This is a genomic window from Providencia sp. PROV209, from assembly GCF_028479485.1.
Lineage (GTDB): Bacteria > Pseudomonadota > Gammaproteobacteria > Enterobacterales > Enterobacteriaceae > Providencia > Providencia alcalifaciens.
Genome location: NZ_JAMPNR010000008.1, coordinates 58,426 through 80,465, shown reverse-complemented (window position 1 = coordinate 80,465; position 22,040 = coordinate 58,426). Strand labels below are relative to the sequence as shown.

Genomic DNA, 22,040 nt, shown 5'->3' with positions numbered 1-22,040 from the left:
GAGTGACGCCAACAACGCGAAATATGACGAATATTACTTGCGACGCCACGTAGTGCCAGCTGATGAATCTTCCAACACAATCCCCATCGCCGTCAGCGCATCACGTGCCTGATCCGCCAGCGCCCAATCTTTGCTTTGACGCGCGTCGTTACGCTGTTTAATCAGTGCTTCGATTTTTGCCACTTCGGCATCGTCTTCGCTTTGTGCCCCACCTTGTAAGAAAGTTTCTGGGTCTTGTTCTAACAGCCCCAGCACTTTCGCCAGCTCACGTAATTGCGCTGCCATACCGTTTGCGGCGTCCATATTTTCTGTTTTCAGGCGGTTCAATTCACGCGCCATATCAAACAGAGCTGAATAGGCTTCAGGTGTATTGAAATCATCATTCATCGCTTCGCAGAAACGACTTTTGTATATTTCACCACCAGCAGGTGTCGCTGATTTATCTGTACCGCGCAATGCGGTATATAGGCGCTCTAATGCCGTGCGAGCTTGCTTTAAGTTCTCTTCGGTATAGTTCAGCTGGCTACGATAATGACCAGAAAGTAAGAAATAACGTACGGTTTCCGCATCGTAATATTCCAATACATCACGGATAGTAAAGAAATTATTGAGAGATTTAGACATTTTCTCTCTATCAACCATGACCATGCCGGAGTGCATCCAATAGTTCACATACGGACCATCGTGAGCGCAGGTAGACTGAGCAATTTCATTTTCATGGTGTGGGAACATTAAATCGGAACCGCCACCGTGAATATCAAAATGGTTACCCAGCGTTTTGCTGTTCATGGCCGAACATTCAATATGCCAGCCAGGGCGACCTAAGCCCCAAGGAGACTCCCAGCTTGGCTCGCCTTCTTTTGACATTTTCCATAAAACGAAATCCATTGGATTACGTTTCACATCCGCCACTTCAACACGGGCGCCCGCTTGGAGCTGGTCTAAGTCTTGACGAGATAATAAGCCGTAGCTTGGGTCAGTTTTGACTTCAAACATCACATCGCCATTATCAGCGACGTAGGCATGACCACGTTCAATCAAGCTTTCAGTTAGCTCAATAATTTCATGAATATGGCGAGTGGCACGCGGTTCGCTGTCTGGACGTAGTATATTTAATGCATCAAAATCTTTATGCATTTCCGCTAACATGCGCGTCGTTAACTCTTCCACGCTTTCATTATTTTCAGCGGCACGTTTAATGATTTTGTCATCAATATCCGTCACGTTGCGCACATAATTCAGGTCATAGCCTAAATAGCGTAAATAGCGGCTAATTGCATCGAAAGCCACAAAGGTACGACCGTGACCAATATGACACAAATCGTAAATGGTGATGCCACACACGTACATCCCAATCTTTCCAGCATGGATGGGTTTAAATTCTTCTTTTTGACGACTTAGTGTATTGAAAATCTGTAGCATCTTTTTATTTCCATTTTATTAGTACGTGTATATCTATCATACATCAGATTATCGCGATGTTGAGGATAAAATATCCAGATTCAACCTACGAAAATAGCACGGTATTGAATCGCGATCACCCGAAGAAAGCAAGGTTAACACTTGACTTTATCGCCTTATTTATAGGTCACTGTTATGGATTAACCTATTTTGCAAATACACTGTTGCTTCAAGTCAGGTTTTATCTGTGATATAAACTTGCTGATCTTAACGCTTTCGCAAGTTAGCGCACAAAAAACAATTATTCAGGATAGCTATTATGGTTACATTTCATACCAATCACGGTGACATCGTTATCAAAACTTTCGTAGACAAAGCACCAGTAACTGTTGAAAACTTTCTAACTTACTGCCGCGAAGGTTTCTACAATAATACCATTTTCCACCGTGTTATTAACGGCTTCATGATCCAAGGTGGTGGTTTTGAGCCTGGCATGAACCAAAAAGACACTAAAGCGCCTATCAAAAACGAAGCTAATAACGGACTGAAAAACAGCCGTGGCACATTAGCAATGGCTCGTACTAACGATCCACACTCAGCAACAGCACAATTCTTCATCAACGTTGCTGACAATGACTTCTTAAACTTCCGTTCAGAGCGCCCAGATGGTTGGGGTTACTGCGTATTTGCTGAAGTCGTTGAAGGTATGGACGTTGTTGACAAAATCAAAGGCGTTTCGACCGGTCGCAGTGGTTTCCACCAAGACGTACCTCGCGAAGACGTTGTGATTGAAAAAGTGACTGTCAGCGAGTAATCCCTGAATTTATGTCCACTTATATCATTGCAGATTTGCATTTAAGTGAAGATGAACCGGCGATCACCGCCGGTTTTCTGCATTTTATCGAACAGCAAGCCATCCATGCCGACAGCCTGTATATTCTAGGCGATTTCTTTAATTATTGGATTGGTGATGATGATGAAACGCCCTTACACCAACAAGTAGCTCAAGCACTAAGACAGCTAAGTGAACGTGGTATTCCTTGCTATTTCATTCACGGAAATCGCGATTTCTTAGTGGGTCAACGTTATGCTAAACAGTGCGGCATGACCATCCTCTCCCAAGAAACGCTGCTTGAACTTTATGGTCAACGTATTTTGATTATGCATGGTGATACGCTATGCACCGATGATGCGGCTTATCAAAATTACCGTAAAAAAGTTCATACCCCTTGGATCCAACGCCTTTTTCTCACTTTACCTTTATGTATTCGTCGCCGTATCGCACAAAAAATGCGCCGTAATAGCCAATATGCCAGTAGCATGAAATCCGAAGCGATTATGGATGTGAATTCCCTCGCCGTCATTGATGCATTAAACCGCCATCAAGCGCAATGGATGATCCACGGTCACACTCATCGCCCTGCAATTCATGAAATCAACCTAGAGGGCCATCTCCATTTTAGGGGGGTATTAGGTGCATGGCACAGCGAAGGTTCCGCTTTTGTAATTAATGAAAACGGTATTGAGCTTATTTTCTTTCCTTTTTAGTTTTCGTTCCTTGTTAAAGATGCCGGGTGAATTCTTGCACTTGAGCCTAATCGTTTGCTTATTTTATAGTCACGCAAACGTTTTCCTTGCTCGATTACCGTGATATGATCGGGACAATTCACATTTCCACCCTTAGGGTGACATTTTTCAATACAGGGATCACACCACATGACTGCCCAAGTTCCTGCTCAATCTGCGGCAAAAATCGCCATTGTTATGGGTTCTAAAAGTGATTGGACAACGATGCAACATGCTGCTGATGTACTGACAGAGCTGCAACTGCCTTTCCATGTTGAAATCGTTTCTGCACACCGCACACCAGATAAACTGTTCTCCTTTGCTGAAAATGCCAAAGCAAACGGTTTTGATGTCATTATCGCAGGAGCTGGCGGTGCTGCCCATTTACCCGGCATGTTAGCTGCAAAAACACTGGTTCCTGTCCTTGGCGTGCCGGTACAAAGTGCCGCATTAAGTGGTGTTGATAGCCTGTATTCTATTGTGCAGATGCCAAAAGGCATTCCTGTTGGCACCCTTGCTATTGGTAAAGCCGGTGCCGCTAACGCCGCACTGCTAGCTGCACAAATTTTAGCCACTCATGAGTATGCGCTATTCAATCGCTTATCCGCATGGCGTGAAGCACAAACCAACGACGTATTAAATAACCCAGATCCGAGGGAAGCGTAATGAAACCGGTTTGTGTCCTTGGTAATGGTCAATTAGGCAGAATGCTGCGCCAAGCAGGGGAACCGCTGGGAATTTCAGTTTTCCCTGTAGGACTAGATGCGGAACCTGAAGCCGTTCCTTACCAACAAAGTGTGATCACCGCTGAAATTGAACGTTGGCCTGAAACACCTTTAACTAAGGAGCTAGCTCGCCATAATGCGTTTATTAACCGAGATATTTTTCCTCGCTTAGCGGACCGATTCCCACAAAAAAGCCTATTCGATACATTAAATTTATCGACAGCACCTTGGGCGCTATTAGAATCTCCAGACCAATGGACAGAATTATTTGCCACTCTGGGTGATTTTTTGATCGTAAAACGCAGAACGGGTGGCTACGACGGTCGTGGCCAATGGCGTGTTCGCCCTGGTGATGAGTTAAATCTTCCCGCAGAAATTTATGGGGAATGCATCGTCGAGCAAGGGATCCCATTTGATGCTGAAGTCTCCGTGATTGGTGCCCGCAGCCAATCCGGTCAATCGGTTTTCTATCCCATCACTCATAACCTTCACCAAGAAGGTATTTTACGCACCAGCGTTGCGTTCCCAAATGCGAATCCTGTCCAGCAACAACAAGCACAAGCGATGCTCAGCTCCGTCATGGATGAGCTCGGCTATGTCGGTGTGATGGCAATGGAGTGTTTTGTGGTTGGCGATAAGCTGCTGATCAATGAAATTGCCCCTCGCGTTCATAATAGTGGGCACTGGACTCAAAATGGGGCCTCAATCAGCCAATTCGAGCTCCATTTACGCGCGATTCTGAATCTTCCGATGCCGACGCCAGAAGTTTTCAGCCCTGCTGTGATGGTCAATTTAATTGGCACTGATGTTAACCAAGAATGGTTAAATCTGCCTTTAGTCCATTTACATTGGTATGAGAAAGAAGTGCGCCCTGTACGTAAAGTGGGTCACTTAAATCTGACTCATAGCGATGTCCATCAGCTCGAAAATACCCTCGATAATTTGATCCCAATGCTGCCAAATGAGTATAAAAGTGGCATTGAGTGGGCAAAAACAAAATTAGGCTGGTACTCTCGCCAAAAATAGGGAAAATAGCGCTATTCGTGCCCGAAAGTGATATTTCGGGCATTTGCTATTTTCGCCCTATCCTTTTTGCATCATGATGATTCCATTATGATTCGCTTGTTAGGGCACCACTGGAGCCCATATGCCAGAAACACATGCCTCACCATTTAGTCCGTTATACCAATGGTCAATTCTCGTTCTCCTCGGGCTAGTTTACTTCCTCGCGACCGCGACGACATTTACCTCATTAGGTGTCGTGTTACCAAGTATGATCGGCGAATTAAAATGGAGCTGGACTGAGGCAGGCTTCGGCTTTACTTTACTCGGTTTAACCTGTGGCTTGGCAAGTTTTCTCCCTTCATTATTGATCCGTAAAGTGGGCGTTCGACTCACATTGCTGCTCGGCATGCTTGTTTTCTGCTCTGGCTTTTACAATCTCTATTCAACGGAAACCATCAGCACCTATTTCTTAGGGACAGCGTTGATTGGTATCGGATTTACGTTACTCGCCACTGTTCCTGGAACCTATGTTCTCTCTCGCCTGTTTGAAAAACAGTCTCTCGCATTCGGCTTGTACTTCACGATTGGCGGGCTAGGTGGCGTAGCCGGTCCGTGGATCTATTTTTATGCCTCGAACCAATTAGGCTCTTGGCGTATGCATTGGGTACTCTGTGCCGTTTATCTTAGTATTGTCACACTCATCACTATCTTGGCGCTCAGAGAAGGCAAAAAAGAGCAAGAACACGCCAAAAAAGTGATGCAAAAACAAGTTAGTAGCTCAAGTAAACCGATTTACCGTACAGCAGAAGTTTGGACCGTGCGCCGTGCCCTACGCACTTGGCAATTCTATTTAATCGCCGCAACGTATACTTCTTTTCTATGGTGCGGAATTACGGTAAACAGTTTTGCGGTCGCGCACATTGAAGAACGCGGATTTGGCATGACGGTCGCCGTTTCACTGCTTAGTACCATGGCATTTGTGAACGCTTTTTCTCGCTTTCTCGGTGGTGCCGCTGGGGAATGGTTAGAACCTAAACGCTTACTGATTGGTAGTTTGATTATCATGGTACTGGGCGTTATCGCACTGAGTATTTCCACGTCATGGTTCTGGCTGATTTTATTCGTGATTTGCGTTGGTGTTGGCTATGGAATGACCTTCTTAGCCTCCAGCGTATTACTCTCCAATTATTTTGGTCGCGGTCCTTACTTAGAGTTATTCTCTGTCGTCAATTTAATCTCGACTATCGCTTGTTTAGCACCGTTTATTGCCGGCGCTATTAAAGATATCACCGGCAGTTTTACCCCCGCCTTCTTAACCATTGCAGCCCCTGTCATTGTGATTCTATTTTTCACTTTAATGATGAAGCCACCTGCTTTAGCAGTGCAAAAAGATTAATCTCTAAAAAGAAAAAAGCTCGGGGCAACCCGAGCAAATTATTGAACCAAGGGAAAAACAAGGATCCATGTACATATTCAACTTCTTACTGGCATGACCGACTACAAATTACTTTAATAATTCAGGTACTTTCAGCAGGATAAATTCATTATCATCAGCTTGATTAGGCTCACGGCTAGAAGAGAATGGATAGTTATTGTCATTCCCGACAATAATGTGTTCGCCATCAACAATATCCACGTTTTCAATCGTAAAGAATGGGAAAGTAAACACGCCATTATTCAATGGTTTCTTGGCTAATTGATTAGAATCTTGGATGTTCATCAAATCAATATAAGCTTGCTTATCGACTGCGCCACCGACATTTTTATCTGAAAACTCAATGCGATAAACGCGTTTAAATTTCGCTAAATTGCTAAAGCAATTTTCTTTATTTGTTGCGTTTTCTGGGCACCCTTTATCTGCAGTGCCTTCACCATTATCACGCTCGATGATCAAGCCATGAGTATCATCAATCAGATTAAAATCACCGATAGCATTTTGGTTATCTTCAAAAACATATAACCAACTGCGCCCCGTCCAGTCTTGCTGTCTCACGTCAAATTCCAGAATACGCGCCGCTTTTTTGCCATTCACGTTTTCATAATCTTGCTTAGCTTCTTGCCACAAAGCCCCTTCCAACATGGGGTACAATTTAGTGCCATCTGGTGATGATGCCATCCCCTCAAAACCTTTTGAACGATTAACTTGGAACGTGACTTTCTCTGTCGGTTTACCCGGCGTTGTTAACGTGTAATGGTCCGGTGAAACCACTTTTTTGCCTTCAACTTGTGTTTCAAAAAGCGCTAAAACCTTGCCTTCTAGATCCATTTTAATCAGGTATGGTCCAAACTCATCCCCAACCCACAAAGCACCACTCGCAAATTGGAAACTTTCAGGATCAAAATCACTGCCCGTCAAATAGCGCTGCTGGCTGCTTTCATTAATAATATGAAATGGAATGATTTTATCCGGATCATGGAAAAAGACAGTTTTCAGCGGGTTTACTTTTCCACTTTTAAAATCAATATCATATTGGGTTAAATACAACATAGAATCCGGTGAATTCATTTTGTTACCAAAACCATTGTCCGTTAACACCCAATAAGTGCCATCTTCCATGCGCTTAATACCCGAGTGTCCTTGTAACGGCTGCCCGTTAATAGGAATAAATTTACCTGTTGGACGACCATCTGATTTGCCTTCCACTTTACCCAGCGTATCAACACGCGTTCCAGTGGTGTATTTACCACTTTTTTGCATATCCGAAGGGGCATCTTTCGGTGTAGGAACTGTCGCATCCACGGATAAAACAGCATGCCCAGCGAGTGTAGCGGGCACTTGTTTTTGAACTAATGATTGTTGAGCACCCCCTACGGTGCTAAATGAGATTAAACCAAGAAATAAAGAAAGAGATGTCAGCGTGAATCTTTTCCGATTAAGGCGAGCCATTGTTATTTTCCTATTTTTCATGCCATCAATAATTGATAGCTGAATAATAACCATGGCGAATGACGGTTTTGTGAAGGATTAGAGACAGTTAGTTTAATGGGCATCCATCATGAGATGCCCATTAAACAACGGAGCCGTATTATCAACTATTAGACAAACGGCGATGTTGGCTACCAGTACCCAATAATCGCAGCCCTAACCAGCCACCGCATACGGATAATAAGAACCCTGCGCAAAGAGGTAGCAATACCCACAACCGCCATTCTGGTTGCCATGGAAAATCAAACACTTTAGTTTGCAATAACCATAGCGCGACTTCAGCACCAAATGCAGCGGCGAGCCCAGCCATTCCCCCCAGCAAAGCAAATTCGCTCCATAAAGTACGGCTCATCAGTTTTTTGCTCGCCCCCAGAGTCCGATATACCACCAATTCTCGCTCACGCTGGCTCATCCCCACTTGAATTTGCGCCAATAACAGCAATAAACCACAGAAAATGACCAGAACAACCATCACTTCCAACGCTTGGCTCACTTGCTGCAAAATCTGCTGAATTTGCGTGATAATCGCACCGGTATCTAACACATTAATCGTTGGATATTGATGACTCAGCTGAGTTAATAACTGCCCATCGCCATCATAATGGAAGCTACTCAGCCAGGTTTCCGGCATCGGTGATAACGTTTCTTCCGCAAAAATAAAATAGAAATTCGGGCGTAGACTTTCCCAATCAACTTTACGGATACTGCTCACTTTGGCAGTAAAAATCTGCGAACCTGCATTGAAAGTCAGCTTATCACCGATTTTTAATCCTAACTCCTTCACCACCGTTTGCTCGATAGATACCTCACCTGCTTTAGGTGGCCAGCTCCCTTGTTCCAATTCATTGGCAGGTGGTAATGTTGACTGCCAGGTTAAGCTTAACTCCCGTCTTACCGTATTATTATTAGGATCACGAGTATCTGCCCATTCAATCGCAGATTGGTCATTAATTTCAGACAAGCGAGCTAATACCACCGGATTAAATTCGGTCGGTGTTACTTGATACTGTTTTAATAACTGTGTCACCGGATCAAGCTGAGACTGAGTCATATTGATCAGGAAATAATTTGGACTATCCGCCGGAAGTTGCTGCTGCCAGCGATCCAATAGATCCCCACGAACCAAGATCAATAGTGCCAGCAACATAAACGATAATGAAAATGCGCTCATTTGCGTGATGGTTTGCAGTGGTTGACGCAGTAAACGACTCACGGACAAACGTAGACTTAGCTGACGAAATTGTATTTTCCTCAATAGCCATAATCCCAGCCAGCCAATCAGTGCTAGCAATACCGCAACCACAACAATACCCAGCAAAATTGACCATAATAATGGATTTACTCCTGCAAACAGGAATAATCCTCCGACGACAATTAGTGTCACTACCGGCAGATAATAATATAGCGGCCAAATTGGTGATTTGGCATCTTCACGTAAGACACGAGAAGGCTGAGTGCCCATCAATTGGTAGTAAGGTCGAATCCCGACAATGATCGCGATGATAAACAACGTTGCTATCGACCAGATCCATGGCCAGAAACTCGCGCTCGGCAAGGCTTTTGGTAACATTGCCGACAAAATTTGCATTAAGATCCCTTCAAACGCGAGTCCTAGCAAGGAACCGAGTAATGCCGCCGCGATCAATATCACTAACCATTGACCGATGATCCACTTACGCAGTGCATTGCGCCCTGCGCCCAGCGTTTTTAAAACCGCGATCAATTGATGGCGGCTTCGGCAATAATGGGTCATTGACACCACAACGGCGGCAATCGCCAGTAATAATGTTAACAACACCGATAACAGTAAAAATTGCTGAGCTCGCTTAAAGGTTTTCCCCACCGCACCACTATCATCATCCAAGGTATACCAGCGCTGATCGCTCCTGAGCTGAGTATCATATTTCTGTTTGAAAGTGTCTATCGCTTGACGTGAGCCTGCAAACATATCTCGATAAGTTAAGCGGCTACCGATTTGAATCGCCCCCGTTGATGGCGCATCCTCAATCGAAATCAGCACTCTTGGCGCAATTTGAAAAGGGTTAAAACCGCTATCCGGCTCCTGAACTAATGTGCCTGAAATGGTCAACGTCCCATCGCCAATATCAATCTGTTCACCGACCTTTAAATTGAGTGATTCCAATAAGCGCGGTGCAACTAAAATATGCCCTTTGGTGGGTTTCAGACCCGCAGGCTCGGTGACCAAGTCACCGTATAACGGATAACTCGAATCCGCTGCTTTTACTAACACCAACTGAGGTCGCCCTTCTTCATCCTCAGTCGAATACGCCATGGTTGAAAACGAAATTTGTTGGCTCAATGTGAGCCCAGCCTGTTGCGCCGCCGCTAACCATTCAGGGTCGCTTGGATGGGAGGAACGCAGTACCAAATCACCTGCCAGTAACTCTTGGCTTTGGTAACTCATACTGTTTTCTATACGATCACTGATCCGCCCTAATGCCAGTACGCAAGCTACCGCTAACGTGAGTGCTAACCAAACAATCAACAATGATGGCGTTTTCCATTCGCGCCAAAACCAGCGCCAAATCATGACTCTTCCCTCAATAGCCCATCAACTAACCGTAATCGTCGCTGGCAACGAGCGGCTAATTGATTGTCATGGGTGACTAAAATCAGTGTCGTCCCATGTTCTTTATTCATCGCAAATAATAAATCGGCAATCTTATCTCCCGTATGGCGGTCAAGATTTCCCGTCGGCTCATCAGCAAACAAAATTTGAGGTTGCCCATTAAATGCCCGCGCTAAAGCTACACGCTGCTGTTCTCCACCCGACAGCTGAGCAGGCATATGTTTTAAACGATTTCCTAACCCCAAATCCGTGAGCAAACTGACCGCTTGTTGATGGCTTTTTGTTTCAGATTCGCCTCGTAGCAAAGAAGGGAGTTGCACATTTTCAAGTGCATTCAACGTTGGAATTAACATGAAAGATTGAAAAACAAAACCGACACTCTGTGCTCGTAGCCGTGCGCGCGCCTCTTCATCCATGGTGGTGAGATCTTGGTCCAGCAGTTTTACGGTTCCGCTAGTACCATCATCCAGCCCAGCAATAATGCCTAACAATGTGGATTTCCCTGATCCAGACTCGCCAATTAAAGCAATTGTCTGACCAGACTCGACAATTAGCTCGACTCCTTGCAATATAGTCAGTTCATGTTCACCTTGACCAACACGTTTAATGAGATGATGAACTTCAAGAATATTTTGCGCCGACATATATTGGTTTTTCTCCTATTAGTCACTGCAAGTGGTCAAACACTCGCAGCAACGAAACTATTAATTCTCGGTGATAGCCTTAGTGCGGGCTATCGAATACCTGCCGAGCAAGCGTGGGCAACATTGCTTGCCGAACGTTGGCAAAAACAGTCGCCACCGATTTTAGTGGTCAATGGCAGCATTAGTGGTAACACTGCCTCTCAGGGTTTAGAGCGTCTCCCCACACTGCTGGCACAGCACAAACCCGATTGGGTGCTGATTGAGCTTGGGGCTAATGATGGCTTACAAGGGCTATCTGTTGAACAATTAGCCATTACATTACAACAGATTATTGACCAAATAGAGCAAAATGGTGCTAAACCGCTCTTAATGCAAATTCGAATCCCACCAAACTACGGTAAACGTTACACATCGAGCTTTGAAAAAGTGTACCCTTCCCTGGCTGAAAAAAACCAGCTTCCGCTGATCCCATTCTTTATGGAAAGTGTGATCACCAAACCGGAATGGATCCAGCCTGATGGCATTCACCCGACAGAACAAGCTCAACCTACTATTGCAGATTTTATGGAAAAACAACTAGCACCCTATTTGTTTGTAAAATGAATTTGTTTGTAAAACAAACGTTATCCGTTAAAGAACAGCGGAAATTCTATTAATTGAATTTCCGAATCGTTCTAAATAAATCATAATGAACCAATATGATAGCGAAAATTCAGCCCATAGTAGGTAAAGTTATGCAAAAAACGGTATTAGTGACAGGGGCGTCAAGTGGCATTGGTTTGTGCGCGGCACAGACATTAAAATTGCGCGGTTATCGCGTCATTGCCACCTGTAGAAAACAGGCTGATATTGAACGATTACAAGGCATTGGCTTCGAAACTGTATCCCTCGACTTAGACGATCCAACGAGCGTCGAAGCTGCCGCTGAGCAAATTTTAGCGCTCTGCAATGGAAAACTTTTCGGATTATTCAATAACGCAGGCTTCGGGGTATACGGTCCATTGCATACCGTAAGCCGCCAGCAACTGGAATCTCAATTCTCCAGTAATTTTTTCGGCGTTCACCAATTGACCTTTCTTCTGCTTCCCGCCATGCTGCCGCACCATGAGGGGCGTATTGTGCAAACTAGCTCTGTAATGGGCATTATTTCCACACCGGGTCGAGGAGCTTATGCCGCCAGCAAGTATGCATTAGAAGCTTGGTCAGATGCCTTGCGTTTAGAATTAAAGGGCTCGGGTATACATGTCAGCTTAATTGAACCAGGTCCAATCCACAGTGCATTTACCCAAAATGTAGCACAAACTCAACAAGATAAACCCGTTCAAAACCCAGGTATTGCAGCGAAATTCACGCTATATCCTGAAGATGTCGTCAAGAAACTGATTTTAGCCTTAGAGAGCCCACATCCCCGTGTACGCTACTCTGTCACATTATTAACCGTTTTTGTGCGTATACTAAAACGTATATTACCCGATAAACTGATGGATAAAGTTCTCGCGGGTCAGGGCAAGAAAGATTGAAAAAACAGAATTAAGCCCCCATTTCATTGACATGATTAATAACGAATTTTAAAGAGACTGTTTATGCTAGCTAACGCACAAATTATTGATATTAACGAAACCAACCTACATCAAACTATTGAACAATCCATGAGCATGCCAGTCATGTTCTATTTCTGGTCACCACGTAGCCCGCAAAGTCTAGAATTTACGGGAATGTTAGAGCGTATCGCCCAAGACTATGCGGGTCTGTTTATCCTCGCTAAAGTCAATTGTGATGAAGAACAAATGATCGCCAGCCAGTTTGGCTTAAAAGGCGTTCCGACGGTCTATATCTTACAAAATGGTCGCCCGGTTGATGGTTTCGAAGGTCCACAACCTGAAGATGTGGTCCTGCAAATGCTGTCTCGTGTATTACCTAGCCCTGAAGAGTTAAAAGCCGCGCAAGCCGCGGAATTAGTCGCGGAAGGTAAACTTCAAGACGCTCTACCGTTATTGAAAGAAGCTAATCAACTCGCCCCAAAAAATAGCGATATCACCCTGTTGTTAGCAGAAGTACAAATTGGTCTACATTTAATTGATGATGCTGAAGCTTTATTAGCGACGGTACCAATGCAAGATAAAGACAGCCGTTATCAAGGGTTGGTCGCTCAAATCGAATTAGCGAAAAAAGCGGCTGATACCCCAGAAATTCAGCAATTAATCCAAGAGTTCAATCAAGATCCAGAAAATACGACATTAGCCGTTCAACTGGCATTAAAACTTCACGAAGTTAATCGCAACGAAGAAGCGCTAGAGATGTTACTGACATTTTTACGTAAAGATTTAAACGCTGGTGAGGGCTCAGTAAGAAAAACCATGATGGATATCATGTCAGCAATGGGAACCGGTGATGCACTTGCGAGCAAGTTCCGCCGCCAAGTTTATTCATTACTTTACTAGTTAAGGATTACCTATGGATTTGTTCGCGTCTGGTGCTATACCGATTATTATCTTTGTCGCTATTGCCATTGTTATTGTTACAACCTGCGTAAAAACAGTACCGCAAGGCTTCCAATGGACCGTTGAACGTTTTGGTCGCTATACCCGTACTTTACAGCCAGGTTTACATATCATTGTGCCATTTATGGACAAAATTGGTCGTCGTATCAATATGATGGAACAAGTCCTTGATATTCCATCCCAAGAAGTTATTTCCCGAGATAACGCCAACGTTACTATTGATGCCGTTTGCTTTATTCAGGTGGTTGACCCGGTGCGCGCTGCGTATGAGGTAAGCAACCTTGAGTTATCCGTGCTCAACCTCACCATGACGAATATCCGTACTGTATTGGGTTCAATGGAGCTCGATGAAATGCTATCTCAGCGTGATTCGATTAACAGTCGTCTATTACATGTGGTCGATGAAGCTACGAACCCATGGGGGGTGAAAATCACCCGTATTGAAATCCGTGATGTGAGACCGCCAAAAGAGCTAATCAGCGCGATGAACGCGCAAATGAAAGCGGAACGAACCAAACGTGCGGATATTTTAGAAGCAGAAGGTATCCGCCAAGCCGCTATCTTAAAAGCTGAAGGTGAAAAACAGTCACAAATTCTACGTGCTGAAGGGGATCGTCAGTCTGCGTTCTTACAAGCCGAAGCTCGTGAAAGAGCCGCAGAAGCAGAAGCCAAAGCGACTCAAATGGTTTCTGACGCCATTGCAGCCGGTAATATGCAAGCCATTAACTACTTCGTTGCGCAAAAATACACGGATGCCCTGACAAGCATTGGTTCAGCGGAAAACAGCAAAGTGATCATGATGCCATTAGAAGCCAGCAACTTAATGGGCGCGATTGGCGGGATCACCGAGCTCATCGGCGAAAGTAAAAAAGTCGGTGCAACCCAAAAGCAGGCTAAAGAATGATAGAACTTATCAGCACACATCCCACATGGTTTTGGCTATGTTTAGGCGGGTTACTGCTGATTGGTGAGCTCCTTGGCACAGGCGGCTATCTACTCTGGTCAGGTATTGCCGCTGTGACGGTTGGGATACTTACTTTCCTATTGCCATTTCTCGGTTGGGAGTGGCAAGGTATCTTATTTGCAGTGTTCACGGTCATTTCTGCCATTTTATGGCGAAAATGGCTTAGCCACCGCAAAGCCAGCAGCGCCGATGATGTCAACCAAATCAGCCACCAGCTAATTGGCGTTAAAGCGCGCTTACTTACTGATACTGAAGAGGGATTCAGCCGTGTTCGCTTAGCTGATGGTAGCTGGCGAGTTTACAGCGAAACCCCCTTAAAAGCAGAAGCCGAAGTGGAAGTGACCGCGGTGGATGGAATCACCTTAAAAGTTAAGCCTTACTATGGTGACAACAGCCACGCGCCAGATGGTCAATAATTGGGCAGTCTGCTCCATCATCTCCGGGGCAGACATCTACTAATTCTTGTAACGTATCGCGGATGGCGGACAGTTTTAAAATCGTCTGTTGAATTTCATCAATCTTCGCGATTGTCGCACTTTTCACATCTGCGCTGTGACGGCTTGGGTTACGAAATAGTCCCAGCAATTCGCCACATTCTTCCAGCGTAAATCCCACATCTTTCGCTTGTTTCAGCAGCATCAGTTCATCAAGATGTCTATCTTGATAATATCGGTAACTATTGTCACCACGTTCCGGTGGGGTGATCAGCCCTTTGTCTTCATAAAAGCGAATTGCTTTAGCTGTCAGACCGGTTTTTTTGGCAATTTCACTAATATTCATAATTCCCCTTGACCTTACCCTTGAGGGAAGGTTTAACCTTAACTACATAGCGGATTATAGACTGATTTTGTGTACAAATTATAGCCCTGCATTATGAAAGGGCTCGGAGAATCAAAAATGAAAATAATATTATCCTTGCAAGGTCTGAGCTGCATGCACTGTGTCGGTTCCGTGACAAAAGCGCTGCAAGCGCGCTCTGATGTTGAGTCAGTCAACGTCACCATCGACTACGCCATTATTGAAAGTAACGCAAGCCCTGAGTCACTGATTAAAACGATTGAGGATGCGGGCTATGAAGCCGCTGAAGCGACCACAGCAAATGTTGAGCTCGCACTATCAGGTTTAAACTGCATGAAATGTGCAGGAAAAACGCAGCAAGCACTAGAAGCAGTTGAAGGCGTTGCCGCGGCTGTCGTCGATACTCAACAAGCCAAGGTTTATGGCACAGCCTCAGCCGCAGATTTAATTGCAGCGGTAGACGCTGCTGGGTTCAAGGCTGAACTTGCTCAATCAGGTATTAGCTCCCCAAAAACTGAGCCGCTGAAAACATCAATTGAACAGCCGGAAACGGGTTCAGCGGCAATTTGCGATATTCCGGCACAAGAATCTGATGTAGGCGAGCAGCCGGAGATTGCAGTTACCGATGACAGTATCCAATTATTACTGGATGGCATGACCTGCGCGAGTTGCGTCAATAAAGTACAAAAAGCACTCAATAGCGTGCCTGGCGTTGAAAATGCTCGAGTAAACTTAGCTGAGCGCAGTGCGTTGGTCACGGGAACAGCAAAACCTGATGACCTCGTTGAAGCTGTCGTGAAAGCAGGTTATGGCGCTGAAATCATCCAAGATGAAGCCAAACGCCGTGAACGCCAACAAGAAGTTGCTCAAGCCAATATGCGTCGCTTCCGTTGGCAATCCGCCCTTGCGCTCGCGCTCGGTATCCCCGTGATGATTTGGGGCATGCTGGGCGACAATATGATGTTAAGCGCAGATAACCATAATATCTGGCTAACCATTGGGGTGTTAACGCTACTGGTCATGATTTTTGCGGGTGGGCATTTTTATCGTAGCGCATGGCAAAGTCTCAAAAATGGTAGCGCCACCATGGATACGTTGGTCGCGTTAGGAACTGGTGCAGCTTGGCTTTACTCTATCGTCGTCAATATTTGGCCTGAGCTCTTCCCTGAACAAGCTCGTCACCTTTATTACGAAGCCAGCGCCATGATCATCGGTTTGATTAACCTCGGTCATGCCCTAGAGCAGCGCGCACGCCAACGCTCATCTAAAGCACTGGAACGCTTATTAGATTTGACGCCGCCGACCGCCCGTGTTGTCACTGATCAAGGGGAAGTCGATATGCCCCTTGCAGAAGTAAAACAAGGTATGATTTTACGCTTAACCACAGGTGACCGTGTCCCCGTCGATGGCGAAATCATTGAAGGCGAAGTGTGGCTAGATGAAGCAATGCTCACCGGTGAGCCGATCCCTCAGCAAAAAAGCCGCGGGGATGCCGTGCATGCTGGAACAGTCGTGCAAGATGGAACCGTGTTATTCCGTGCCGCGGCTGTCGGCAGCCAAACCACCTTAGCGCGTATTATCCATCTTGTTCGCCAAGCGCAAAGCAGTAAGCCACAAATAGGTCAATTAGCGGATCGAATTTCTGCCATATTTGTGCCAGTAGTGGTTGCTATTGCCGTTATTTCAGGGGCGATTTGGTATTTTGTGGGGCCTGCGCCGCAAATTACCTATGCGCTGGTCATTACCACCACGGTACTGATTATCGCCTGTCCGTGTGCGCTTGGTCTTGCCACTCCGATGTCGATTATTTCAGGGGTGGGTCGCGCTGCCGAGTTTGGGGTATTAGTCCGTGACGCAGATGCTTTACAACAAGCTAGCGAACTAGACACCATCGTTTTTGATAAGACGGGCACGCTGACCGAAGGCATGCCACAAGTCACCGATATTCACGTATTCAACGACTTTGACGAGTCACAAGCGTTGCAATTTGCCGCTTCTCTTGAAAGTGGCTCTAATCACCCATTGGCTCGTGCAATTGTTAATCGTGCCAAAGGCTTGGACATGATTGCCAATCAACAATTTAGAACCATAGCGGGATTAGGTGTAACCGCGGTTGTTGACGGTAAAACGGTGTTATTAGGTAATCAAAAACTGTTAGCTGAAAATCAGGTTGATACCCGTGAAATCGATGAAACACTCCACCAGCAAGCCTCCCTTGGGGTTACACCGGTATTACTGGCTGTTGATGGTAAAATCGCAGCGCTGTTGTCTATCCGAGATCCGTTACGTGAAGACAGTGTTAGCGCCCTTGCTCGTCTGCATAAACAAGGCTTCCGCTTAGTAATGTTAACTGGGGACAACCCTGTTACCGCCAAGGCTATCGCGAAAGAGGCGGGTATTGATGAAGTTATTGCAGGCGTGATGCCAGATGGTAAATCCGCAGCAATTGAAGCGTTACAATCCAAAGGGCATAAAGTGGCGATGGTCGGTGACGGCATTAATGATGCTCCTGCCTTGGCTCGCGCTGACGTCGGTATCGCGATGGGGGGTGGCAGTGATATTGCCATTGAAACTGCCTCTATTACGTTAATGCGCCAAAGCCTACATGGTGTCGCGGATGCGGTGTCCATCTCTAAGGGGACTCTGCGTAATATGAAACAAAACTTGTTTGGTGCCTTCGTGTATAACTCGTTAGGCATTCCGATTGCCGCAGGGATTTTATACCCTCTTACCGGAACATTACTGAACCCCGTTGTAGCAGGAGCCGCCATGGCGCTCTCGTCTATCACTGTCGTCAGCAATGCCAACCGTTTATTACGCTTTAAACCTGAGAAATAGCCAAACTAAGCCACCGTGATATCATCACGGTGGCTTTCCCTTCTATTTGACTTAACGCAACAAATCGCCCAAATACCTCAGTCACTTAACCATTCCTGTTCTATAATTAAGTGATTTTCATTATTTTCACTGTTTGAGGGTTCCATGTTAAATATTAATCGCGAAAAACTCACCAACTTAGCCAGTGGTGATATGAAAAAGCAACGTAATATTCTGGCGGTTCTTGCCGTCTTATTGTTGCTAGGGGGTATCGCCTGTTTAGCTAATCCGGTTGCCTCTGGTATTGTCGTCAGTGCCATCGTGGGCGTGTTATTAATCTTAAGTGGCGTTGGTGCTATTGTGAGTATCCTAAGCACCACTATCTACACTGGCTGGTCCCGTCTTTTTGGATTTGTCATCGGGATTATTTACTGCATCGTCGGTTATGCGTTTATCAAAGAGCCTTTGCAAGGCTTGATCGCCATGGCGATGGTGATTGCCGCCTTATTTATTATCGGTGGAGTCATCCGTTTGTATGCAGGTATCCAGCAAATTAAATCTGCGGCTGGCTGGGTGCAGATTATTATTGGGATACTGGACTTGTTTATTGCTTACTTATTAATTGGCAATGGTCCGATTACCTCAATTGCACTATTAACTGCATTAATCGGTATCGAATTAATTTTCAGTGCGTTTGGCTTATTCTCTCTATTAAGTTTATTAAAACGGAAAGATTAAACCCTGTAATTAACCTACTCGTAATGAAAAATAGCGCCTTCTCAATAGGCGCTATTTTTTAGATTCAAATCTATTATACGGTGATACTTCACGGCGATGATATTGTGCGGTGTGATTCGCAAATTCCCCCAAGATTGTTTACTCTGTTCCTTTCAGTCGCTGAATAAGGATAAATAAACAATGGGAAAACTACTCGAAAACTTAAAAAGTTGGCTACATCGGGGAGTGGCTCCGAATTATCCTTACCCTGCGGTTGATGTTCGCTTACCTAATAATATAAAGCTGCACATTGTTGGCAGTATCCATATGGGAACAGAAAATATGTTTCCCTTGTCAGCGCTCTTATTAGATAAAATCAATCGTGCTAATGGGCTGATTGTTGAAGCGGATATTACCCAAGCAAACTCACCATTCCCAACATCTACTGAGCTGCTTTCGCCTATTTCACAACGGCTAACTGAGACTGAATTCGCGCTCTTTTTGCAGTATTGCCAAGAAATTCGTCAATCCCCAACACAATTTGACCCTCTTCCTTCATGGCAAGTCGCACTGACAATGCAAGCCACCCAAGCACAAATGCTGGGTTTACGAGGTCATTACGGCATTGATTACCAATTGATTCATAACGCCCAATCTCAACATAAACCCATTATCGAGCTAGAAGGCGTAGATTCCCAAGTTCAATTGCTTCTCAATTTGCCAAATAATGGTTTGCCATTATTACAAGACACCCTGATTCATTGGCGATCGAATGCGCGTTCACTGCAAACAATGATCAGCTGGTGGTTAGATTTTCAGCCTGAAAATTGCGTTACATTACCCAATACCTTCAGTGAAGGGGTCTATAATGTGCTGATGACCCAACGTAATCAAGAATGGGCGAGCAAACTGAAAACCTTGCCTGCGGGTAATTATGTAGTCGCTGTAGGGGCACTGCATTTGTTTGGGGAACAGAGCTTAATTGATTATTTACGAAACGATATTTGATAAATCCAGTCATTAAAAAAAAAGGAATAATTATGACTCCGGCAGTAAAATTACTGGAAAAACAAAAAATTAAATTCACGCTACACCCTTATGATCACGACCCAAATGAGAGTAATTTTGGTGATGAAGCTGTGCAAAAATTAGGCTTAGATGCCAAGCAAGTCTTCAAAACCTTATTAGTGGCACTCAATGGCGATCAAAAAACGTTAGCCGTAGCTGTCACACCAGTATCTGGTCAGTTGGATCTCAAATCCGTCGCAAAAGTGTTTAACGTGAAGAAAGTCGAAATGGCGGATCCACAAATTGCCCAAAAAACCACGGGATATTTATTAGGCGGAATTAGTCCACTGGGGCAGAAAAAGCGCCTTCCAACCGTCATTGATAGTCAAGCTAAAGAATTTGCGACGATGTTTATTTCTGGCGGTAAACGCGGTTTGGATTTAGAGCTCTCTCCGAACGATTTGGCAAGTGTACTAAATGCCAACTTTGCGGATATTAAAAAAGAATCGTGAACAATAAAAAGCCCCTATCGAGGGGCTTTTTCATACCGATGAACGATTATTTATTTTTATAAACAATCTCGCCTTTTGGCTCATAATCAGCGGCTTTCAATGGAGAATGTTTCTCAATATAGCCTTTGAGTACTTCCGCATCCACAAAGCCCGTATTGACGTAATTTGGATGGTTATCGATAGCAGGGTAACCATCGCCACCAATAGCGTTGAAGTTTAATGTCGCCATACGGTAAGTTTTGTTCTTATCGATAGGTTTGCCATCAATCTTCACGTCGCTGATTGTACCATCCGCATTCAGGGTCAGGCTCACATTATAGAATTGACCATAAGCCCCTGAATCGGTTTTCATGTTTGCCACGGCTTGTAAGTACGGTAGAACTTCTTCACCTTTAAAGTCCACATACACCAATTCATTGGCAAATGGCTGAACTTTAAGGACATCTTTATACGTGATATCACCACTTTCGATAGAATCACGTACACCGCCACCACTCATAATAGCAAAATCTGCACCAGCTCGTTCCTTTTGAGCGGCCAGTAATAAGTGCCCCATATTAGTTTGCTCAAAGCGCACTTTATTACGGTCACCCATCAGTTTGCCTTCGACAGAACCCACCTTCACGCCTAATTGCTGGTCACCTTTATCTTGATAAGGGGTTAGCAATTTAGTCATTTCAGGGTTATGCGCAATTTCCTGAGTGTAGTAGACGTAATCTGATGAGCCATCGTCTTTCTTCACTTTTTTCTTCAGGTTAATCGGGATCAACTGATAATGTTTTAACGTGAATTTACCGTTTTTGAATTCGAAGTCTGCACGACCAACATATTTGCCCCATTCGTGGGCTTGAACAATCCATGTCCCATTTTGGTTATCTGGCGCACATGGCGTTCCTGGCACGTAATCTTCTTGTTTGTAATTTTTGTTCTCTTGAGACATACAAACAGGATCTTGTGAGTGACCACCCACGATCATATCCAAATAACCCGCAGGTAAACTACGAGCCATTTCAACATCCCCTGGTGCGTTAGAACCGTGGTTGCCATCATCATAGTGTCCCATGTGAGTTGCCGCGATAATGATGTCAGGTTTCTCGGTCACACGTAATTCCTCTACCACCTTTTTAGCTTCAGCGGCAGGAACACGAAACTCAACATCAGGGAAGTTCGCAGGATTACCAATTTTTGCGGTGTCATCGGTTGTTAAACCTAGCACTGCAATTTTCACACCTTGCTTATCAAATACTTGGTAAGGTTTAAACAGTCGTTTTCCTGTACTGGTTTGATAAATATTGGCAGATAAGAATGGGAAAGTTGCCCATTTTTCTTGCTGTTTTAAGACTTCCAGCGGATTATCAAATTCATGGTTACCCAGCGCCATCGCATCGTAACCCACTAAATTCATGCCTTTAAAGTCAGGCTCTGCATCTTGTAAATCAGACTCTGGCACACCGGTATTAATATCCCCACCAGAGAGCAGCAAGACACTACCACCTTGCTTGGCAACTTCATCACGAATTTCGTCTACCACGGTTTTTTGTGCCGCTAAGCCATACTCACCTTTTTCATTGTGCCAAAAATGGCCATGGTGATCGTTGGTATGCAAGATAGTGATGTTGTAGGTTTTATCTTTTTCCCACGCATTTGCCATCGCTGCGGGTAGCAGCGCTAACGAGACAGTTAATGCGCATGCAGATGCCTTAAATGTCAGTTTCATACATTCTCCCTGCTGGTATAGAAATATCTACCGATTAAGTAGTTTGTTATGTGTTAATGAGGTTAGTCTTATAGCATAAAAATGCTTATAAGATCTGAGCGGCTATGCACAAACAGAAAGCTGTTACAAAGAAATGAGATCTTGATCGA

The 22,040-nt window shown here is 44.8% G+C and carries 20 protein-coding genes; 14 read left to right on the top strand and 6 right to left on the bottom strand.

Going from position 1 to position 22,040, the window contains the following annotated elements:
• Positions 1 to 33: 33 nt before the first annotated feature.
• On the bottom strand, positions 34 to 1,422 hold the full coding sequence (gene cysS / locus PR795_RS07550; RefSeq protein WP_036975230.1) for a cysteine--tRNA ligase: 1,389 nt from the start codon (positions 1,420 to 1,422) through the stop codon (positions 34 to 36).
• 298 nt (positions 1,423 to 1,720) lie between these two features.
• Here cysS and ppiB point away from each other — a divergent pair, with 298 nt between their 5' ends.
• From ppiB to PR795_RS07525, 5 genes are all read left to right on the top strand, one after another.
• Positions 1,721 to 2,215: a peptidylprolyl isomerase B gene (gene ppiB, locus PR795_RS07545; RefSeq protein WP_272516770.1), complete on the top strand. Its 495-nt coding sequence runs from the start codon at positions 1,721 to 1,723 to the stop codon at positions 2,213 to 2,215.
• Positions 2,216 to 2,226: 11 nt separating this feature from the next.
• On the top strand, positions 2,227 to 2,949 hold the full coding sequence (locus PR795_RS07540; RefSeq protein ID WP_181480148.1) for a UDP-2,3-diacylglucosamine diphosphatase: 723 nt from the start codon (positions 2,227 to 2,229) through the stop codon (positions 2,947 to 2,949).
• A gap of 168 nt (positions 2,950 to 3,117) precedes the next feature.
• Entirely contained in the window at positions 3,118 to 3,633 is a 516-nt protein-coding gene (purE, locus tag PR795_RS07535) for a 5-(carboxyamino)imidazole ribonucleotide mutase (protein ID WP_272516769.1), read from the top strand.
• On the top strand, positions 3,633 to 4,718 hold the full coding sequence (gene purK / locus PR795_RS07530; RefSeq protein WP_036961657.1) for a 5-(carboxyamino)imidazole ribonucleotide synthase: 1,086 nt from the start codon (positions 3,633 to 3,635) through the stop codon (positions 4,716 to 4,718). Before purE ends, purK begins: the two co-directional genes overlap by 1 nt.
• A 121-nt stretch (positions 4,719 to 4,839) precedes the next feature.
• Positions 4,840 to 6,093 (top strand): MFS transporter, encoded by a 1,254-nt coding sequence (locus tag PR795_RS07525; protein ID WP_181480149.1) that lies wholly within the window; start codon positions 4,840 to 4,842, stop codon positions 6,091 to 6,093.
• A 108-nt stretch (positions 6,094 to 6,201) separates the two neighbouring features.
• Here the strand turns inward: PR795_RS07525 and PR795_RS07520 are convergent, their stop codons facing one another.
• The 3 genes from PR795_RS07520 to ybbA all read right to left on the bottom strand — a co-directional run bounded on the left by PR795_RS07520 (position 6,202) and on the right by ybbA (position 10,857).
• On the bottom strand, positions 6,202 to 7,584 hold the full coding sequence (locus tag PR795_RS07520) for an esterase-like activity of phytase family protein (protein ID WP_181480150.1): 1,383 nt from the start codon (positions 7,582 to 7,584) through the stop codon (positions 6,202 to 6,204).
• A gap of 142 nt (positions 7,585 to 7,726) precedes the next feature.
• Positions 7,727 to 10,174, bottom strand: coding sequence for a putative ABC transporter permease subunit YbbP (gene ybbP, locus PR795_RS07515; RefSeq protein ID WP_272516768.1), 2,448 nt, complete (start codon positions 10,172 to 10,174; stop codon positions 7,727 to 7,729).
• Entirely contained in the window at positions 10,171 to 10,857 is a 687-nt protein-coding gene (gene ybbA, locus PR795_RS07510; protein ID WP_006659265.1) for a putative ABC transporter ATP-binding protein YbbA, read from the bottom strand. The genes ybbP and ybbA overlap by 4 nt, the downstream gene beginning before the upstream one ends.
• Here ybbA and tesA point away from each other — a divergent pair.
• The 5 genes from tesA (at position 10,825) to PR795_RS07485 (ending at position 14,738) form a co-directional block, all read left to right on the top strand.
• Positions 10,825 to 11,460, top strand: a complete 636-nt coding sequence (tesA, locus tag PR795_RS07505) for a multifunctional acyl-CoA thioesterase I/protease I/lysophospholipase L1 (protein ID WP_036968103.1) — start codon at positions 10,825 to 10,827, stop codon at positions 11,458 to 11,460. The two genes, ybbA and tesA, sit on opposite strands and share 33 nt — an antisense overlap.
• A gap of 131 nt (positions 11,461 to 11,591) precedes the next feature.
• Positions 11,592 to 12,377: an SDR family oxidoreductase gene (locus PR795_RS07500; protein WP_006661092.1), complete on the top strand. Its 786-nt coding sequence runs from the start codon at positions 11,592 to 11,594 to the stop codon at positions 12,375 to 12,377.
• A 63-nt stretch (positions 12,378 to 12,440) separates the two neighbouring features.
• Entirely contained in the window at positions 12,441 to 13,298 is an 858-nt protein-coding gene (locus PR795_RS07495) for a co-chaperone YbbN (protein WP_006659268.1), read from the top strand.
• A 13-nt stretch (positions 13,299 to 13,311) separates the two neighbouring features.
• The gene (locus PR795_RS07490) at positions 13,312 to 14,262 is read left to right on the top strand and encodes an SPFH domain-containing protein (protein ID WP_006661090.1); all 951 of its coding nucleotides are present in this window, start codon (positions 13,312 to 13,314) and stop codon (positions 14,260 to 14,262) included.
• Positions 14,259 to 14,738 (top strand): NfeD family protein, encoded by a 480-nt coding sequence (locus tag PR795_RS07485; RefSeq protein WP_036975243.1) that lies wholly within the window; start codon positions 14,259 to 14,261, stop codon positions 14,736 to 14,738. Before PR795_RS07490 ends, PR795_RS07485 begins: the two co-directional genes overlap by 4 nt.
• Here PR795_RS07485 and cueR read toward each other — a convergent pair.
• Positions 14,692 to 15,102 carry a Cu(I)-responsive transcriptional regulator gene (gene cueR, locus PR795_RS07480; protein WP_006659271.1) on the bottom strand — a complete coding sequence of 137 codons (411 nt, stop codon included), beginning with the start codon at positions 15,100 to 15,102 and terminating at the stop codon, positions 14,692 to 14,694. The genes PR795_RS07485 and cueR overlap by 47 nt on opposite strands.
• A 117-nt stretch (positions 15,103 to 15,219) precedes the next feature.
• Between cueR and copA the strand changes: the two genes are divergently transcribed.
• The 4 genes from copA to ybaK all read left to right on the top strand — a co-directional run bounded on the left by copA (position 15,220) and on the right by ybaK (position 20,174).
• A complete protein-coding gene (gene copA / locus PR795_RS07475) occupies positions 15,220 to 17,958 on the top strand; it encodes a copper-exporting P-type ATPase CopA (protein WP_181480152.1) in 2,739 nt (912 codons plus the stop codon).
• A 144-nt stretch (positions 17,959 to 18,102) separates the two neighbouring features.
• Positions 18,103 to 18,675 carry an HdeD family acid-resistance protein gene (locus tag PR795_RS07470; RefSeq protein WP_181480153.1) on the top strand — a complete coding sequence of 191 codons (573 nt, stop codon included), beginning with the start codon at positions 18,103 to 18,105 and terminating at the stop codon, positions 18,673 to 18,675.
• A 180-nt stretch (positions 18,676 to 18,855) separates the two neighbouring features.
• Positions 18,856 to 19,662: a TraB/GumN family protein gene (locus PR795_RS07465; RefSeq protein WP_006659274.1), complete on the top strand. Its 807-nt coding sequence runs from the start codon at positions 18,856 to 18,858 to the stop codon at positions 19,660 to 19,662.
• Positions 19,663 to 19,694: 32 nt separating this feature from the next.
• Complete coding sequence (gene ybaK, locus PR795_RS07460) at positions 19,695 to 20,174, top strand: Cys-tRNA(Pro)/Cys-tRNA(Cys) deacylase YbaK (RefSeq protein WP_039861884.1); 480 nt, start codon at positions 19,695 to 19,697, stop codon at positions 20,172 to 20,174.
• A 46-nt stretch (positions 20,175 to 20,220) separates the two neighbouring features.
• Here ybaK and ushA read toward each other — a convergent pair whose 3' ends face one another.
• Positions 20,221 to 21,891 (bottom strand): bifunctional UDP-sugar hydrolase/5'-nucleotidase UshA, encoded by a 1,671-nt coding sequence (ushA, locus tag PR795_RS07455; protein ID WP_181480155.1) that lies wholly within the window; start codon positions 21,889 to 21,891, stop codon positions 20,221 to 20,223.
• Between the last annotated feature and the right edge of the window lie 149 nt (positions 21,892 to 22,040).